Annotated in this window: 16 protein-coding genes; 2 read left to right on the top strand and 14 right to left on the bottom strand. The window is 67.3% G+C overall.

Features of this window, described 5'->3' with window-relative positions:
* Window positions 1-449 precede the first annotated feature (449 nt).
* From BN996_RS17385 to msrA, 3 genes are all read right to left on the bottom strand, one after another.
* Window positions 450-1,019 carry a DUF7970 domain-containing protein gene (locus BN996_RS17385; protein WP_089781165.1) on the bottom strand — a complete coding sequence of 190 codons (570 nt, stop codon included), beginning with the start codon at window positions 1,017-1,019 and terminating at the stop codon, window positions 450-452.
* Window positions 1,012-1,836: a ParA family protein gene (locus BN996_RS17380; protein WP_089781162.1), complete on the bottom strand. Its 825-nt coding sequence runs from the start codon at window positions 1,834-1,836 to the stop codon at window positions 1,012-1,014. The genes BN996_RS17385 and BN996_RS17380 overlap by 8 nt, the downstream gene beginning before the upstream one ends.
* A gap of 763 nt (window positions 1,837-2,599) precedes the next feature.
* Entirely contained in the window at window positions 2,600-3,133 is a 534-nt protein-coding gene (gene msrA, locus BN996_RS17375) for a peptide-methionine (S)-S-oxide reductase MsrA (protein WP_089781160.1), read from the bottom strand.
* A 208-nt stretch (window positions 3,134-3,341) separates the two neighbouring features.
* Between msrA and BN996_RS17370 the strand changes: the two genes are divergently transcribed.
* Window positions 3,342-3,746, top strand: a complete 405-nt coding sequence (locus BN996_RS17370; protein ID WP_042661993.1) for a CBS domain-containing protein — start codon at window positions 3,342-3,344, stop codon at window positions 3,744-3,746.
* A gap of 26 nt (window positions 3,747-3,772) precedes the next feature.
* Here the strand turns inward: BN996_RS17370 and surE are convergent, their stop codons facing one another.
* Together surE and BN996_RS17360 are read right to left on the bottom strand one after the other, a co-directional pair.
* On the bottom strand, window positions 3,773-4,648 hold the full coding sequence (surE, locus tag BN996_RS17365) for a 5'/3'-nucleotidase SurE (RefSeq protein WP_089781158.1): 876 nt from the start codon (window positions 4,646-4,648) through the stop codon (window positions 3,773-3,775).
* Between the two features lie 30 nt (window positions 4,649-4,678).
* On the bottom strand, window positions 4,679-5,614 hold the full coding sequence (locus BN996_RS17360; RefSeq protein WP_089781155.1) for a DUF6920 family protein: 936 nt from the start codon (window positions 5,612-5,614) through the stop codon (window positions 4,679-4,681).
* Between the two features lie 442 nt (window positions 5,615-6,056).
* On the opposite strand from BN996_RS17360, the gene BN996_RS17350 reads away from it, so the two are divergent.
* Complete coding sequence (locus BN996_RS17350; protein ID WP_089781153.1) at window positions 6,057-6,353, top strand: winged helix-turn-helix domain-containing protein; 297 nt, start codon at window positions 6,057-6,059, stop codon at window positions 6,351-6,353.
* 40 nt (window positions 6,354-6,393) lie between these two features.
* Here the strand turns inward: BN996_RS17350 and BN996_RS17345 are convergent, their stop codons facing one another.
* The 9 genes from BN996_RS17345 to BN996_RS17300 form a co-directional block, all read right to left on the bottom strand.
* The gene (locus BN996_RS17345; protein ID WP_089781151.1) at window positions 6,394-7,431 is read right to left on the bottom strand and encodes a lipid II:glycine glycyltransferase FemX; all 1,038 of its coding nucleotides are present in this window, start codon (window positions 7,429-7,431) and stop codon (window positions 6,394-6,396) included.
* Window positions 7,432-7,483: 52 nt separating this feature from the next.
* Window positions 7,484-8,572, bottom strand: a complete 1,089-nt coding sequence (locus BN996_RS17340; protein ID WP_042661988.1) for a lipid II:glycine glycyltransferase FemX — start codon at window positions 8,570-8,572, stop codon at window positions 7,484-7,486.
* A gap of 303 nt (window positions 8,573-8,875) precedes the next feature.
* A complete protein-coding gene (locus BN996_RS17330; protein WP_089781149.1) occupies window positions 8,876-10,189 on the bottom strand; it encodes a prenyltransferase/squalene oxidase repeat-containing protein in 1,314 nt (437 codons plus the stop codon).
* Between the two features lie 96 nt (window positions 10,190-10,285).
* Window positions 10,286-11,275: a polysaccharide deacetylase family protein gene (locus BN996_RS17325; RefSeq protein WP_089781294.1), complete on the bottom strand. Its 990-nt coding sequence runs from the start codon at window positions 11,273-11,275 to the stop codon at window positions 10,286-10,288.
* A 37-nt stretch (window positions 11,276-11,312) separates the two neighbouring features.
* Window positions 11,313-12,398 carry a non-hydrolyzing UDP-N-acetylglucosamine 2-epimerase gene (gene wecB, locus BN996_RS17320; protein ID WP_089781147.1) on the bottom strand — a complete coding sequence of 362 codons (1,086 nt, stop codon included), beginning with the start codon at window positions 12,396-12,398 and terminating at the stop codon, window positions 11,313-11,315.
* Entirely contained in the window at window positions 12,395-13,822 is a 1,428-nt protein-coding gene (locus BN996_RS17315) for a nucleotide sugar dehydrogenase (RefSeq protein ID WP_089781145.1), read from the bottom strand. The genes wecB and BN996_RS17315 overlap by 4 nt, the downstream gene beginning before the upstream one ends.
* The gene (locus BN996_RS17310; RefSeq protein WP_089781144.1) at window positions 13,819-14,877 is read right to left on the bottom strand and encodes a Gfo/Idh/MocA family protein; all 1,059 of its coding nucleotides are present in this window, start codon (window positions 14,875-14,877) and stop codon (window positions 13,819-13,821) included. The genes BN996_RS17315 and BN996_RS17310 overlap by 4 nt, the downstream gene beginning before the upstream one ends.
* Complete coding sequence (locus BN996_RS17305; protein ID WP_089781142.1) at window positions 14,874-15,977, bottom strand: DegT/DnrJ/EryC1/StrS family aminotransferase; 1,104 nt, start codon at window positions 15,975-15,977, stop codon at window positions 14,874-14,876. Before BN996_RS17305 ends, BN996_RS17310 begins: the two co-directional genes overlap by 4 nt.
* Entirely contained in the window at window positions 15,974-16,549 is a 576-nt protein-coding gene (locus tag BN996_RS17300) for an acyltransferase (RefSeq protein WP_042661982.1), read from the bottom strand. Before BN996_RS17300 ends, BN996_RS17305 begins: the two co-directional genes overlap by 4 nt.
* Between the last annotated feature and the right edge of the window lie 111 nt (window positions 16,550-16,660).

Below are 16,660 nucleotides of genomic sequence, written 5' to 3'. Positions count from 1 at the left end.
CGTTGTCAGTACCCGACCGCTCGGAACACCACGATGTCCGCAGTAAATCGGCGATTTTCGCCGCTTGTCTGAACAGCGGACATTGTGGTGTTCCAACCCGTCCACGGCGGACTATCGTCCCGGTAGCGGTCCTCTTCGTGGCTCGCTATCGGCACAACAGCGGACATACTGGTGTTCGGTGACGGGTCTTTCGACGTGAGGAATCGCCCCGTCATACCGTGTTTGCGACAACAGCGGACGCCACGGTGTTCGACCGATTGATCGCCCCGGCTCTGGAACTAATTGTCACCGGCTGTTTCGGCGATCGGGGGCCGAGCCCTCCGTCTCGAACACCACGTTGTCCGCTGTTCTTCGGGCGTTCGAGCGGTTTCCTCGGCCTCGATTTCGCTCTGCTCTCCGCGCGCGCCATCGTCAATCGGTCTCTCGCCGTCGGTGTCGGTCGCTGCGAATCACTCGTCGCGGGTTTCGAGGACGGCGTCGGCGATTTCCTCGGGGAACTCGGCGGCGACGCGGACGAGTGCGTCGTGGAACTCGCGGCCGGTCAGGTCGCGCACGTCGTGTTCTCGGCGGAGGAGCGACTCGACTTCGAACTCGGCGTCGTCCAGTCGGTCGAGCGTCTCGGTCCGGACGTAGATGCTCTTCGCGGTCGTCGCTTCGAACTCGAACGCCGGACCGCCCTCCGATTTTGTCGCTTGTTCCGCGTCGTCGTCGCGCTCCGCGCCGTCTGCTTCCGCGTTCGATTCGGTCGACTCACGAGATTCGTCGCCTTCGCTCCGCCCATCGCTGTCGACGCTTTCGCTGTCGGGTTCTCCCTCGCTGTCGGGGTCTCCACCCGCGTCGTCCGAGTCGGACTCGGTCTCCGGTTCGGACTCGGTTTCGGGCCCGGCTTCGACCGTCGGTTCGGAACGCTTTGACTCCGACTCGTCGGGAGCGGCTTCGTCCGGTGTTTCTTCGTCCTCGGGTTCTGACTCCGATTCCATCGCCTCGCCGAGGCCGGCGAATCGGTTCTCCTTAGGCATCGTCGGTTCCTCCGCGTTCGACGATTTCCGCAAGCTGGTCGAGTCGGTCGAGCATGTCGTTCGAGGGGTCGTACTCCCGGAGGGTCTTCCCGTCGCGCCAGGCGCGACTGAACGCGATTCGGTGTCTGATACCCGGTCCCTTGGAATCGGTGTCGTCGAACAGCTCCGAGCGGGCGAACGGCGGGATGAACTGTTCGAAGGGGGAGTCTTCGAGGTCGCGGATGATGCGTTTTTCCTCGTTGTTCCCGGTGAGGTCGTTCGGAACGATAGCGAGGATGTCGAGGTCGACTTCGCGCCGAATCGGGCCGATCTGCTGTTCGAACATCCGCTCGAAGCCGCTCACGCTCGGCTCGCTCATCAACAGCGGGACGACGACGTTCCCGGTTCCGATGAGCGCCGCATCGGACAGCGGGCCGAGGCTCGGCGGCGAGTCGATGACGATGTAGTCGTAGTCGTCGTCGAGAAGCGGGTCGACGATTCGGCGGCGGACCCAGAGCACGCCGAACGTCGAGTTCCGGACGCGGTCTTCGATGTCGTCGAGGTCGACGTGGGAGGGAAGCACGTCGAAGCTCTCGCGGTCGCGTATCACCTCGTGTACGTCGATTGGGTCGTCGTCGGTCAGCACGTCGCCGATGTTCGACTCCGACGATTCGTAGGCGTCTTTCAGTCCGACGCCCTCGGTCGCGTTCCCCTGCTGGTCGAGGTCGACGAGCAGCACGTCGTTGCCCCGCGCGGCGAGCGCGTCGGCGAGGTTGATCGCAATCGTCGTCTTTCCGACGCCGCCTTTCTGGAGCGAGACGCTCACGGCCCGCGACATCTATCGGGCCTCCGCCGCCGAGCAATTTCCACAATTTGTACACAGTATACGCTGTGTCTGCTGTCTGAGCGGTGCAAACTCTGCCTGAATTGCGAGCTGTGCGGACATTTGAGGGCTCGGACGGACCTTCCGCGTCATGCCACATAATTTTATCCACGACTTTTGAACCGTCGAAGATGTGTTTACATTTTGCACTCTCTGAAGTTTTCACACTTTCTAAAAATTGTAAAATTTGTAGACTATCCGCGGTCATTGATCGGCTCCTCGCCCGCGTTCCGGCCACCTCGGAGGGGTTCACCCGCGCGAAGCGCCCGATTCCCGAACAGCGCTCGCAGTTCGTACATTTCTCACACTGGGCGAATCTCTCGCAGCGCGAGCAGTCCACACTTTCTACAATTTTTGCAAATTCTACAAATTCTATGCTGTCCTCGACTTCTAAAACTCATGGACAGTCCGAAATCCGCTGACAGTGCAAACACCGCCGACAGTTTCGACTGTCCGGGGTGTTCGCGCCGTCTGAACCGCTCGGGCTGTTCGAACTCCCCTCGCGGTTTACGCCGTTCGCACACTCCGCGCCGCTTCGACGGTCTATACCGTCTCGACGGTTCACACCGTCCGCACGGCTCGCCCGGTTTCGACAGCTCGAACTCCGCTTCCGGACGCCGTCCGATTCCGACCGCCATCCGAAAAATATCGGTAATTCAGCGTTGCTGACCAGCAGATACTGCGGACATGGTGGTGTCGGGTCGGCAGTCCGCTCGGTTCAGTTGGCGAGTTTGTCGGCGAACTTCTCGCGGACCTTCTCGATTTTCGGGCTCGCGTGGAACTGGCAGTACGCGTCGTTGGGGTTCTTTTCGAAGTAGTCCTGGTGGTGCTTCTCGGCCTCGTAAAACGTCTCCAGCGGGACCAACTCCGTGACGACGTCGTCGTCGTACTCCTCGTCGAGCGCCTCGATGTAGGCCGACGCCTGCCGCTCCTGTTCGTCGTCGTGGAACAGGACGATAGAGCGGTACTGCGTCCCCACGTCCGGCCCCTGTCGGTTGAGTTGGGTCGGGTCGTGGACCGCGAAGAACACGTCGAGCAGTTCGTCGTAGCCGACGACTGCGGGGTCGTACTCGACCTGCACGACCTCGGCGTGGCCGGTGTTCCCCGAGCAGACCTGCTCGTAGGTCGGGTCCGCAGTCTCGCCGCCGGCGTAGCCCGACGTGACCTCGCTGATGCCGTCGAGTTCCTTGAACGCGGCTTCGACGCACCAGAAACAGCCGCCGCCGAACGTCGCAGTCTGTGTGCTTCCCATAGTCCCGGTTACGTCGCCGAGGAATTAAGCCCCGCGGCGGGGGCAGTGGGAACCGAGAGCTCCGTCCGCGACGAGGCTTCCGTCCGCCCCGACGACTGCGAACCCGAACTCATAGCGCTTCGAGAACGAGTTCCGACGAGCCCGTGGATTTCCCGACCAAACTGTACGCGAAGCCAACATTTATCCGCCCTGTCTGTCAGCAATTACCATGGAAGACGTATTCGTTGCGAGAGTGATGTCGACGGCCCTCCACACGGTCACCCCGGACACGCTCGTCGAAGACGCGGCGCAGTTGATTCTCGACAACAACATCAGTTCGGTCGTCGTCGTCGACGAGGAGAACCGACTGAAAGGCATCCTGACGACGACCGACTTCGTCGATATCGTCGCCAAGAGCCAGCCGAAGGCCCAGACAACCGTCGAGCGGTACATGACCACCGACGTGATTACCGCGGGCGCACAGGACTCCATCCTCGCCGTCGCGGAGTCGATGACCGAACACGGCTTTCACCACATGCCGGTCGTCGACGAGGAGGAAGGCGTCATCGGGATGATAGCCACGTCGGACCTCGCCGCGTACCTCTCGCAGACCGGAAAGCTAGCGCGGTCGTAACGCGGTCTCTTCTGCCCGACTCCGCGCTACTCCACCTGCTCGGAGAGGCTCTCGACGATGCTCGCCAGCCGCGGGTCCGTCGCGTGGCCGTGGTGGACCGCCAGCGGCGAGACGCTCACCTCGCCGTCGACCATCGCGCGGCGGTCGCTGCCGACGGGGTAGCGCTCGCGGTGTTCGTCGCCGAGCGGGAACGGGTTCTCGAAGCCGACGGCGTCCGGCCACGAGACGTCCTGCAGGCGGACGTAAACCTCGCCGTCGTCGAGGTCGTGCTCGCGGTCGCCGTCCGGGAGCGCGCCGGCGTCGGCGTGGTGGTCGACCTGCTGGTCGTAGTCCGCGAAGGGGCGGGTCACGCGCATCCGGGGGCTCGGAACGTCGGCGGGGGCGTTGACGTTCAGGAGGTCGACCTCGTCGAACACGTCGGTGCCGAAGACGCGCTCGGTCAGGGCGCGGGCGACCCGCGCGGGGCGGGAGAAGTCGTACTCCTCGGGCGGGTGGCAGAAGAAGTCCCGGGCGTGGTAGCTGGAGACGGCGATGGCGGGCGTCCCGAGGAACGCGGCCTCGACGCCCGCGCCGACGGTGCCCGACCGGCCGACGACGTAGTTGCCGGCGTTCGGGCCGTCGTTGATACCGGAGACGACGATATCGAAGTCGGCGTCGAGACCGCGGAGGCCGTAGGCGACGCAGTCCGCGGGGGTGCCTTCGAGGGCGTACCCCCACGGGTGGTCGCGGCGGACCGCGTGTTCGTTGCGGGCGCGGCCGACGCCGCTTTGGTTCTCGGCGGGCGCGACGACGGTCACGTCGCCGACGGCGGTGAGTTCCTCGCGCATGGCGGCGATGCCGGGCGCGTCGATGCCGTCGTCGTTGGTGAGGAGGATTCGAAGCGGAGACGAGGAGTCGGTCATCGAGTCGAGGGTTTCCGCCGGTCGCCGTAGCTATTCCGGATTCTGAGCCGACAGCGTCGCCGACCCCTGTCCCGCCGTCGAAAATGGGTCGTACTCCACGGCGTCGATGGTCGCCCGCCAGTACGGCAGGTCGCCCGTCGGGAGGGTCCACGCCACTTCGGCCGCCGCGGGGACGCGAATCCCGTTCACTTCGCGGTAGTCGCTGAAGCGTCCCGTCCACGGACGCCGCTCGTACTCGCCGCCGCCCGTCTCGCGCCACCGGTCCGCGGTGACGCGCGCTATCTCGTCGTTCTCGTCGAAGTGGAACACGACGCTCGCGGTCGACTCGCGGTGGGCGAGCGTCGCGCGTGCCGAGCGGTCGTCTCTCGGCTCCCACCTGACGCCGTGGCCGGGGAGAAACGCGGTCGGAAACCAGACCATCTCGGCGAGGTAGCGGGCGAGTTCGCCCTCGTCCAACTCGGGCGACGGCGGGGCGTCCGCGACGGTGAACGCGGAGAGTAGCCTCGCTTCGAGCGTCCCCGCGCCGCCGACGAAGGCGTCGACGACCCGAACCGACGGGAACGGCACGAACGGCACGAGGTCGATTCGGGCGTCCCAGACGAACCCCGGCGGGTCGACCGTGTAGTGTTGCGTCGCCGTCATCGACTTCCACGGCGAGTCCGCGTCGCCGAGTCTGAACTCGCCGGTCTGGCGGAGCCGAACCGACCGAACCCGAGGGGGTTCGTCGGGGAGCACGCGTTCGAGATACCGCTGAACCGGGTCGGGAAGGGAGGCGGTCGCTGGCGTGGCGGCCTCGGTTCCGGCGACGTCAGGAGTCGATTCGGCGCGCTCCCGTCGGAGCGCATCGAGCAGTCGGCCGGCCGTCTCGTCGGCCCGCGCTCGGACTGCGGCGAGGAGAACGCCGACGGCGAGCGCGCCGCCGACGGTCACGACCCCGAGTCGTCCGAGCCTTCGATTCCGTGCCATATCGGTCGTACGGGCGAGACGGATATGAGCCTCGTCGTCGCTCTCAGGGGTCGGCACCGACCGAACTCCTGTCAACGCGACGTTCAAAACTTCGAGACTCTCACGAACGAGAGAATATAATTCAAACGGAGACTTTATGTAATTAAGTTCGTACTAACGAACGAATGCGCATCGAACCGATGCGGCCGGCACGCCGGGCACCCGCCGACATCGCGGTTAACCTCCCGTTAATGCGCCTGTTTTCGGTAGATACGTCTCCGCTACTGTCAGTGCTCCGCTCGTCGCCGACCGTCACGTCCGCCACGACCGCCGCCACCGCCCCGAGCGATGCGAACCGTCGCCTCCGCCGGGCCGCCGTCGGCGCTCGCCGCCTATCGACCCCGAGAGACCGCCCCGACTCGACCGCCTATCGACCCGTCTCCCCAAGCGAGGTGGGCGTTGCGTGAGTTCCGTCGACGGGACCGACGACGTACCGTGGGACGACGTGGGCTTCGTTATCAGCTCTCACTACCGCGTCTCCGTGCTTGAGAGGCTCTCCGAGGGCCCCGCGACGCCGACGCAAATCGCCACCGACTCCGAGAGCGCGGTCGCCCACGTCTCGCGGGCGCTGCAGGAACTCAGAGACCGTTCGCTCGTGGAACTTCTCGTCCCGGAACAGCGCCGAAAAGGGCGGGTGTACGGCATCACCGACGACGCCGAGAACATCTGGACCGTCATTCAGACACAGCAGATGGCGTGAGCGCGGTCGTTCGGTGACCGCGTCCGCGTTCGCGTCCCGCCTACTTCGTGGCGATTCGCTCCGACCCCTTGTTCAGGAGCTGGTAGGTCCGCTTTGCGAGGTTCATCCCGACGCCGGTCGACTCGACGACGTAGTACGGGACGAGCTCGCCGCCGAACTTCGACTTGTAGTTGCAGAGCCGCTCCGTGTTCGCGCCGACGAGGTCGTACTTCGTGACCGACGCGAGCGCTTCGTCCTCGACGATATCTTCGATGATAGTCCAATGGAGCAGGCTGTTGATGCTGACCCCGTCGTACTGCCCGCGAGCGCCGCCGAGCCAGAAGTAGCCCACCTCGGCGGAGAAGGGGACTATCATGCCGCTGAGGTACTCGCCGTCGGGGTCGCGGGCGACGTACACTCGACACCGGTCGCCGAGATTCTCGACCATCGACTCGACGAACTCCCAGGGCATCCCGAACGGCTCGTCCTGCTCGTCGTACCGCGAGACCACGTCGTCGTAGACGACGCGGGCCCCGTCGAGTCCCTCGTCCGCGATGGTGACGTCGAGTTCGCGCGCCTGCCGAATCTCGCGGCGGAGGCTACTACTGAACTGGGCTTGAATCTCGTCGAGCGAGCGCCCGTCGAGGTCGAGCCGATAGGTGAAGGAGGGCTTGACCGCGAAACCGGTCCACTCGAACGGGCGGGGGTCGAGGTACGCCGGCGAACAGAGCAGGCGGACGAACGTCCGGTTCGAGCGGATGCCGAGTTCCTCGACCACGAGGTCGGCGAACTCGCGGTTCACCGACTCGTAGGCGCTCTGTTTCGGGCTGTTCGGCATCATCACCGGGCCGATGTAGGGAATCGCCATCGACGGCGGCGGGGAGACGACGACCCGTCCGAGGGGGTTCCGGCGGACGAACGTCGGGAACAGCGCGACCGGCTCTTGGCCCTTGAAGACGCCGAACAGGTGCATCTCGCCGTCGAAGTGCTCGTCGATGGCGGCGAGCACTGCGGGGGTGTGGAAGACTTCGGTGCCCGACGGGGGAAGCGCGGCTCCCCACTCGTCGAGGCTCAGGGTTTCGATACGGAGTTGTGACATGTGTCGTGGTCGTGCGGGTTGGTGGTCGTCGGTCGGTGCGGCGGTCGGGTCGTCATCGGTGGAACAGCCCCGAAACGAGTCGCGACGAGAGGCTCGTCCCGTTTCCCCGGGACAACATCTCGATGCCGGGACCGAGGCGGCTCTTGTACAGGTGTGCGATGGTTCTGACCGGGAGCGCCCCGTGTTCGATCTGGTAGAACGTGACGAGTTCGGGGTTGTACTTGCTCTTGTAACGGTTGAGTCGGTGGTTGTTCGCGCCGACGAGGTCGTAGCGGCGCATCCCGGCGTCCATGCCGTCGCGCATGATTCGCCAGTCCAGCAGGTCGTTGACGTCGATTCCGAAGTCCCGCTGGGGCCGGACGCCGCCGAGCCAGCGGTAGAGCGTGTCCCCGTACTGGAGGGCGAGAATCCCGCTCACGAACGTCCCGTCGTACCGGAAGACGTAGGGTCGGACCTGCCCCGCCGGCAGCGAGTCGTACAGGTCCGTGACGAACTGCGGCGGTACGTCGAACGACAGGTCCTGTTCCTCGTAGCGGTCTTTGACCAGCGTGAGGATCGAACAGATGTCGTCGCGGTCGCCCTCCTCGATGCCGGAGACGAGCTTTCGGCCGTCGCGGATGTTCCGGCGGGCGCTCCGGCTGAACGACATGAGGAGCTCGTCCTCGTCGCGGGTCAAATCGACGTTGTAGGTGTACTTCGGCGACACGTCGCAGCCGCCCCACAGGAACGTCCGCATGTCGGTGTAGTAGTCGCCGACGCGGACGTGCGTGTAGTTCGGGCCGATGTGTTCGTCTATCCACGCGGTACAGCCGTCGATGAACTGGTTGCGGCGGCGCTCGAACTTCCGGCTCTTGATGTTGCCGGCGTCGAGCATCACGGGTCCGAGATACGGGACGCCGATGTGCGGTGGCGGCGAGAACGCCGTCTTGACCAGCCCCTTTCGAATCTCGAAGACGGGGAACAGCCCGACCGGCTCTTCGGTCTTGAAGCCGACGAGCAGGTGGAGCGTCGAGTTCGAGTGCTTCGCTTGGAGCCGCAGCGCTTCGTACTGATGGAAGAAGCTGGCCTGACTCGACCGCTCGACGTACGTGTCCCACTCGTCGCGGTCGCCGTGGTCGAACTCGGCGATTTCGATGGTCATGGGCTGGAAGGCGTCAGGTGTTCGCACCGCGTCCGCGGCCCTCGACAACACGGGGCGGGACCGTCCCGCCCCCCTCGACCGTCCCGCCCGATCCGACCGTCTCGGCAGACCCGTTCAAACCGTCCGAACAGACCGTAATCAGCCGACTCACCGGCGGACGCGGCGGCCCCGTAAATCGACCCGCGGTCCGGTCGGGCCGCGTCGGCGTGTATCATTCGAAAAGACATTCTCGAACTACTGTGACGAGAGGACGGGGATTTGTTATGAAGCGACTAGCCGGCGTTCGCGCCGGCCTACACGCCGTCAGGGACTCTCTGCCGCCGCCCGTAGGCGCTCGATACCGTCGGCGTCGATGCCGTAGCCGTGTGTCGGTTCCCCGGAGATTCTGGTGGCCACGTACTCGGCGATGGCGTAGGCCATCCACGCCTGACACCACCGCATGAGCGTCATGCGCTTGGTGTAAAAGCGGTGTTTGCGGAAGTAGAACCGACCCTCGGACGGGACGTACATGTTCGCGAGCGCCCAGTCGATGGCGCGCTCGGCGCGGTCGTACTGCCCGGCGTAGGTGAACACGAGGATGCCCTGCGCCGTCGCGTGGATGTCCCGCGGGTAGGGGTTTTCCTCGTCGAAGTTGGGCGCGCCGTCCTCGTCGAACAGCTCGCGGGCGTAGAAGTCGAGGCCGCGTTCGAGGGTGTCGTCGTACCGACCGCTGCCGACGATTTGCTCGTAGCGCTGGAAGCACTCGACGATGAAGCCGTTGTGGTGGTTGTCCATCGAGAGGTGCGAGGCGCTCGCGGGTTCGCGGTAGTACCACCCGCCGCGGTCGGTCTGCTTCGACGCGACGAAGTCGTACACCTTCTCGGCGCGCGTCAACAACTCCTCGTCACCGAAGTGGTCGTACAGCTCGACGAACAGCCGCGCCCCGATGGCCAGCGCGTTGAGCGTGTAGCTGTCTTTCGGGTGCGAGAGGTAGTAGTCCATGACCGCGCCGTCGTCCTTCGGCCGGTAGTTGAGGTCGTCGAGCAGCACGTCCACGGCGGTCTTGGCGATGTCCGGGTAGTCCGGGTCGAACTCCCGCCCGGCGAGGAGCGCCTTGACGCCGTAGGACGTCGAGACGATGTTCGGCGAGTGGGGAATCCCCGACCGCGGGCCGTTGCGACCCGAGATGTGCTGGATGACGTGGCGGTGACTGCCGGCGAAGCCGCTGTAGCCTTTGGCTTGGTTCTCCACGAGCCACTCCGTCAGCGCCGCCGCGTCCTCGCGGTACGTCTCCGCCGGGCGGTCGCCGTCGAACCACTCGGCCAACTGCGCACGGGTCCGGTTCGCCATGGCGAACAGCGTGATGCCCTTGAAATTTCGGCGTTGCTCCACGAGGAACAGCGGGCGGACGTTGACGGGCGAGCGCTTGATGAACTCCTGGACCGCGAGGTTGAACCAGCGGTTGTCGATGGGGACCGAAAGCAGGAGCCTGCTGCTCATGCCGTCGCCGTAGTCCCAGCCCTTGTAGTCGCGTTCGCGGGCGTAGTCGAGCACGTCGTCGAGCACGTCGACGTACCGTTGGAGTCGCTCCGTGTCGGCGTCGCCGTCGCGGTGATACTGCTTCGGTGATGGATTCATGATACAGAATAGCCTCTCTGAGGGGTATTGGCTGTCCGAGAGGAAGCCCGCTGGCGGCTTTGTTATGGGGCCGATACCGACCGACGTCGCCGGATTCTACGGAGAGAGCGAGCGACCCGCGCCGCCGGGGGTCGCGCTGTCGGTGGTCGCGCTGTCGGTCGCCCTCTCGTCCGCGTCGTCGTCGGAATCACCGGAACCGCCGCGCTCGCGGTCGGCGAGGAACTCGCGGTAGTAGTCGGCGACGGGGCCGACCCACGCGCCGCGGTCGAGCGCCCGCTCGACGATGCGGCGGTAGAGCCGGCGGTAGCCGGGGAACTCGTCTTCGTTGAAGTACCGCGGGTGCCACAGCACGGTCATCACGGCGTCGTTCGCCTCGGCCTCGTCCAAGAGGCGCTCGCACTCGGCCCACGCCTCGTCGAACGCCGACCCAGGGTCGGGAAGCGACACCTCCATCAGCGTCAGCGGGAAGACGACGAAGTCGTCGTCGAAGGGTCTGAACGGCCGGTAGCCGTGCTGGAAGCCGTTTTCCGAACTCGACCCGGGGCTGGCGTCGTACTTCAGGCCGAGTTCGCGGTGGTAGCGCCACGTGTTCGGCCCGAGTTTGAGGTGATGCTGGCGGCCGCCGACGACCTCGTGGCCGAGCACCGCTTCGAGTTCGCGCTTCTCGGTCCGGAGGCGGTCGAAGTCGTCGCACGACCGGAACGAGCCGTGGATGCCGACCTCCCAGCCGCCCTCGTCGAGGTCGCGGACGGCGGTGGCGACCGAGGCCGAGTCGAGGTCGTACCGGCCGAGGTGTTCGACCCAGTTCTTCGGTTCGAGCCAGTCCGACAGCGACCCCGTTTCGAGGAGGCTCGGCTCGTTGAGGAAGTAGAACGACGAGCGGACGCCGAGGTCGCGTTCGAGCGCCATGACCTCCTCGAACTGCCAGTAGGGGTTCTCCCGGCGGAGGAGCGTCCGGAGGTGATAGCCCGGATTCGACTTCGCCGCGTAGTACAGCCCCTGATACGTCTTGTACGGGCGGTCCACGTCGTGGGTCAGACAGACCGCGAAGCCCGGCCCGGACTCGCTCGGTTCCGTGCGGGTCACGCGGGGGTCACCTCGCGCATCTGCGTCTCCCTTCTTCTCACGCATGCTCGTACTCCGAGAGCGCGGCGACGATTCGCTCGGCGGCGCTCCCGTCGCCGTACAGCGAGGGCTTCTCCGGGAGCGGGCTCTCGTCGGCCAGCGCCGCCCGAATCGCGGTCGCGTCCGCGCCGACGAGGGCGTTCCAGCCGGCGTCGACGGTCTCGGTCCACTCGGTCTCGTCGCGGAGCGTGAGACACCTGGTGTCGAGGTAGAACGCCTCCTTCTGGACGCCGCCGGAGTCGGTGGCGACGCGCTCCGCGCCGTCGAGCAGGCGGACGAAGTCGAGGTAGCCGACCGGTTCCACGAGGACGACGTTCTCGGCGTCGGCGAGCCGCGACCAGAGGCCGCTGGCTTCGAGCGCCCCCTCGGTCCGCGGGTGGACCGGGAAGACGACCGGGAGTTCCGACGACGCCAGCCCCTCCACGATGCCTTCGAGGCGGTCGCGGTCGTCGGTGTTGGCGGCGCGGTGGACCGTCGCGAGGACGTACTCGCCGTCTCGGAGGTCGAGTCCGTTGAGTATCGTCGACCGCTCGCGGGCGGCCTCGCGGACCCGGAGGACGGCGTCGTACTGCACGTCGCCGGTCACGGAAACGCCGTCGCGGATGCCCTCGCTCGCCAGCGTCTCGGCGGCAGACTCGGAGGGCGCGAACAGCAGGTCCGAGCAGTGGTCGGTGAGCACGCGGTTGACCTCCTCGGGCATCGCCCAGTTGTGGCTCCGCAGGCCGGCCTCGACGTGCGCCAGCGCGGGGTCGCGCTTCGCGGCCACGAGCGCCGCCGCGAGCGTGGAGTTGGTGTCGCCGTAGACGAGCACCACGTCGGGCGCTTCGTCGGCGACGACGGCGTCCAGCCGGGTCATCATCTCGGCGGTCTGGGCGGCGTGGCCGCCCGAGCCGACCCCGAGGTTGTAGTCGGGTTCCGGGATGTCGAGCTCGTCGAAGAACACGCCCGACATCGACTCGTCGTAGTGCTGGCCGGTGTGGACGAGCACCTCGTCGTGGTCGCGCCTGAGCGCGTCGGAGACGGGGAACGCCTTGATGAACTGCGGGCGCGCGCCGACGACCGAGAGCACTTTGAGACGGCTCATCGCCCCGGCCCTCCGCGCGGCGCGTCGGCCGCCACCTCGGGGTCGGCCTCGGTCTCGGATGCCCCGCCCCGCGGCCCGCCGCCGATTTCGTACACGCGGTGGCCGATGTCGCCGAGGGTGCCGCGGCCGTCGACGACGACGAGGTCGTCGAAGGCGGCCCAGTCGATGCCGTCGAACTCCTCGTGCGGCGTGACGACTACGGCCGCGTCGATAGCGCGGGTCGGCAGGTCGGCGAGCGCGACGGCGGTCGCGCCGAACGAGGCGACCACCTCGTCGGAGAGCATCGGGTCGACCGCGAGGACGGTCGCGCCGAGGTCGTTCAGTCGGTCGATGACGCCCGCGGCGGGGGTCGCGCGCGTCTCGGCGACGCCGGGGCGGTAGGTGACGCCGAGGACGGCGACGGTCGCGCCCCGAATCTCTCGGCCCGCTGCGGCCAGTTCGTCGCGGAGTTTGTCCGCGGTGAACGCCGGCATGCTGTCGTTGACCTCGCGGGCGGTCAGGAGCAGGGGCGTCTCGGCCTCGACTCGGCTCGTGATGAAGTACGGATACCACGGGATGCAGTGGCCGCCGACGCCCGGGCCGGGCGCGTGGATGTCGCAGTACGGCTGGGTGTTGGCCGCGTCGATTGCCTCGGTCACGTCGATGCCGAGGTCGTCGCGGAGCCGCGCGAGTTCGTTGGCGAGCGCGATGTTCACGTCGCGGTAGACGCCCTCGAACAGTTTCACGGCCTCCGCGGTCGTCGCGTCGCGCACGGGAATCACCTCGTTCGAGGTAATCTCGCCGTAGACGAGCGCCGCGACGCGGGTGCTCTCGGCGTCGACGCCGCCGACGATTTTCGGGTGCGACTCGGTGATGTCGCGGAGCGCCCGGCCCGACGAGGTCCGCTCGGGGCAGAACGCCACGCCGAACTCGCCGGCCGAGAGGCCGCTTCGGTCCGCGAGATACGGGACCACGAGGTCCTTGCTCGTCCCCGGCGGGACGGTACACTCGACGACGACGAGGTCGCCGGGCGCGAGTCCCCGCGCGATGCTGTCGAGGACGGCCTCGAACGCCGCGAGGTCGGGTTCGCGGTCGTCGGTCAGCGGCGTCGGGACGATGACGACGTGCACCGCGGCTCTCTCGGCCGCCGCGACGCCGTCGGTGGTCGCCCGAAGCGCGCCGCGGTCGGCCTGCTCGGCGACCAATTCGGGGAGTCCCGGTTCCTTCGCCACGTGGCACTCGCCGTCGTTGACGCCGCGGACCACGTCCTCGCTGATGTCGACGCCGGTGACGTTGCCCGTCGCGCGGGCGTAGACGGCCGCCAGCGGGAGACCCATCTTTCCGAGGCCGTACACCGCGACGGGGACCTCGCCGGCGCGCAGGGCTCGCGTCTGTTCGTCGAGTGAACGGTCGGTGCCGTACAGTCCGGGGTGCTCGCGGCTCATTGTCGCCCCTCCGTGGCTTCCGTGGTCTCCGCGGTTTCCGAGCTTTCCGCGGCCTCGACGCTCCGAGCCGTCACCTCGGCGTCGGCCTCGATGCGCCGGGCGAGTTCGATGGCGCGCAGGCCGTCGGCCGGCGAGACGAGGACCGGGCCGCCGTCGGTCGCGGCGTCCACGAACGCCTGTAACTCGCGTTTCAGCGGCTCGCCGGTGGAGATCATCGGCTGTTCCATGACCACCTCGTGGCGGTAGCGGACGCCGCCGTTGTCTCGGAGATAGTCCGGCCGCGACTGGCGGAAAATCTGGACCGACTGGTTCAGGTAGTCGACCCGGATGAGTCGGTCGCGCGCGGTGATATCGAGGGTCCGCGTCTTCTGCTGGGTGAGCCGACTCGCCGTGAGCGACGCGATGACGCCGTTCTCGAAGGTCACCTGCGCCGTCGCGTACTGCTCGTCTGGCGTGGCGGTCGCGGCCACGCGGTCGACGTCGGCGTCGACGAGCGAGAGCACCACGTCGATGTCGTGAATCATGAGGTCCATGACGACGCCGTCGCCCATCTCGCGGTTCAGCGGCGGGCCGAGTCGATTCGCGGTGATGGCGATTGGTTCGACGCCGTCGAGGAGGTCGGGGAGGGCGCGGACGGCCGGGTTGAACCGCTCGATGTGGCCCACTTGGAGCACGACGCCGCGGTCCTCGGCGAGCGCGGCCAGCTCCGCGCCCGCGTCGAGGTCGTCGACGAAGGGTTTCTCGACGAGCGCGTGGACGCCGGCGTCGATGCACTGCCGGGCGACCGATTCGTGATAGGGCGTCGGCACCGCGACCGTCACCACGTCCACGCGGTCGAGGAGTTCCTTGACTCCGTACGCGTCGGTGCCGAAGTCGGCGGCGACCTCGGCGGCGCGCTCCGCGTCCGCGTCGGCGACGCCGACCAGTTCGACGCCGCGAAGCTCCGCGTAGACCCGCGCGTGGTTGGTCCCCATCGAGCCCACGCCGACGACGCCCGCGCGAACCGGGCGCTCTTGTCCGCCGTCGGTGCGGCGTCCGGCGGGTTCTCGGCTCACCTCGCCACCTCCGCGTAGTTGGCGACCGCGGTCCCGACGCGCTCCACGTCGGCCTCGCTGAGCCCGGGGTGGACCGGTAGCGAGAGCACCCGCCTCGCGGCCTCCTCCGCGACGGGGGCCGACACCGCGAGGTGTTCGTACGCGGGTTGCTTGTGGACGGGCTTCGGGTAGTAGACGCCCGTGGCGATGCCCTTCGCGTCGAGGTACGACTTGAGAGCGTCGCGCTCGACGCCGTCGCAGGCGACGGTGTACTGGTGGAAGACGTGGGTCCGGTCCGGCGGCGTGTGGGGCGTCGTGACCGGCGAGTCTTCGAGGTACTCCGTGAGCGCGGCGGCGTTCGCCTGCCTCGCGCGAGTGAACTCGGGGAGGCGTTCGAGCTGGACCCGGCCGATGGCCGCGGCGATGCTCGTCATGCGGAAGTTGTGGCCGACCTCGGCGTGTTCGTAGCCGGAGACGCGGCCGTGGTCAACGAACCGGGCGGCGCGCTCTGCGACGTCCGCGTGGTTGGTGGTAATCATCCCGCCCTCGCTCGTGGTCATGTTCTTCGTCGGGTAGAACGAGAAGCACGCGGCGTCGCCGAGGGAGCCGACGCGCCGTCCCTCGACTTCCGCGCCGTGGGCCTGCGCGGCGTCCTCGACGAGCAGGAAGTCGTACTCCTCGGCGAGTTCCGCGAGGCGCGTCATGTCTGCCGGGAGACCGTAGAGGTGGACCGCGATGACCGCGTCCACCTGTTCGCCGGCCCGCAGTCGCGCTTCGAGCGCGTCGGGGTCGATGTTGTACGTCCGCGGGTCGATGTCGACGAAGCCCACCTCCGCGCCCGCGAAGGCGACGGCGTTGGCCGTCGCGATGAACGTGAAGGGCGTCGTCAGGACGCGGTCGCCGGGACCGATACCGAGCGCGTGAAGCGCGGCGTGAAGCGCCGTCGTCCCGTTGGAGGTGGCGACGCCGTGGTCGGCGCCGCAGTAGTCGGCGAACTCCCGCTCGAAGCCCCGAACCTCGGGGCCGTCGGCTATCATGCCGCTTTCGAGGACGTCTGCGATTCGGTCCCGTTCGGCCGCGCCGAGTTGTGGTGCGGCGATTGAGATGTGGTCTGAACTCATCGTCGGATCCTGTTTTCTCCCCGCAGTTGCTCCGGTAGGTCGCGGTGGACGGCGGGGACGCCCACGGCGAGGGTGCGCGGCGGCACGTCGTTCACGACGAGCGCGCCGGCGGCGACGAACGCGCCCTCGCCGACCGTCACGCCGGGGAGGAGCGTCGCGTTCGCGCCGATGGAGGCGTGGTTCTCGATTATCGGTCCGACGAGTTCCGCGTCGGTGCGGACCGGGTAGGGGTCGTTCGTCATCACCACGCCCGGCCCGACGAACACGTCGTCGCCGATGCGGGTGTTGGTGGGGATGTAGACGTTCGTCTGGATGCTCACGCGCGACCCGATGGTCGTGGTGCCGTCGACGACCGTCTCGGTCCCGAGGAGGACCCCGTCGCCGATGGTCGTGTGCTCGCGGACGAGGACGTTGTGGCCGGTGACGAAGTCGTCGCCGATGGTCACGTCGTCGTAGACGATGGTGCCGGCGCGGATTCGCGCCCGGTCGCCGATGACCGGGTCGTCGCCGTCGCCGTAGCCGATGGTGACGCCGTCGTCGACGTGGGACTCGACGCCCACCTCGGCGCTCATCGGCGTCCACCTCGCGTCGGTCGCGCTCCGTCGGCCGTCTGTGTCGACTCGGCGGACGACCGAATCGACTGGAAAATCTGGAATCTCATATCATGTCGGCGGGGAGTCTGC

Source organism: Haloferax massiliensis (assembly GCF_001368915.1).
Lineage (GTDB): Archaea > Halobacteriota > Halobacteria > Halobacteriales > Haloferacaceae > Haloferax > Haloferax massiliensis.
The sequence above is the reverse complement of the archived record's forward strand: the minus strand, read 5'-3'. Positions and strand labels throughout refer to the sequence as shown.

Bases quoted from the DNA above. Each gene is read 5' to 3' on its own strand.
- BN996_RS17385 (WP_089781165.1), bottom strand. From the start codon at position 1,019: ATGCCTAAGGAGAACCGATTCGCCGGCCTCGGCGAGGCGATGGAATCG.
- BN996_RS17380 (WP_089781162.1), bottom strand. From the start codon at position 1,836: ATGTCGCGGGCCGTGAGCGTCTCGCTCCAGAAAGGCGGCGTCGGAAAG.
- msrA (WP_089781160.1), bottom strand. From the start codon at position 3,133: ATGGGAAGCACACAGACTGCGACGTTCGGCGGCGGCTGTTTCTGGTGC.
- BN996_RS17370 (WP_042661993.1), top strand. From the start codon at position 3,342: ATGGAAGACGTATTCGTTGCGAGAGTGATGTCGACGGCCCTCCACACG.
- surE (WP_089781158.1), bottom strand. From the start codon at position 4,648: ATGACCGACTCCTCGTCTCCGCTTCGAATCCTCCTCACCAACGACGAC.
- BN996_RS17360 (WP_089781155.1), bottom strand. From the start codon at position 5,614: ATGGCACGGAATCGAAGGCTCGGACGACTCGGGGTCGTGACCGTCGGC.
- BN996_RS17345 (WP_089781151.1), bottom strand. From the start codon at position 7,431: ATGTCACAACTCCGTATCGAAACCCTGAGCCTCGACGAGTGGGGAGCC.
- BN996_RS17340 (WP_042661988.1), bottom strand. From the start codon at position 8,572: ATGACCATCGAAATCGCCGAGTTCGACCACGGCGACCGCGACGAGTGG.
- BN996_RS17330 (WP_089781149.1), bottom strand. From the start codon at position 10,189: ATGAATCCATCACCGAAGCAGTATCACCGCGACGGCGACGCCGACACG.
- wecB (WP_089781147.1), bottom strand. From the start codon at position 12,398: ATGAGCCGTCTCAAAGTGCTCTCGGTCGTCGGCGCGCGCCCGCAGTTC.
- BN996_RS17315 (WP_089781145.1), bottom strand. From the start codon at position 13,822: ATGAGCCGCGAGCACCCCGGACTGTACGGCACCGACCGTTCACTCGAC.
- BN996_RS17305 (WP_089781142.1), bottom strand. From the start codon at position 15,977: ATGAGTTCAGACCACATCTCAATCGCCGCACCACAACTCGGCGCGGCC.
- BN996_RS17300 (WP_042661982.1), bottom strand. From the start codon at position 16,549: ATGAGCGCCGAGGTGGGCGTCGAGTCCCACGTCGACGACGGCGTCACC.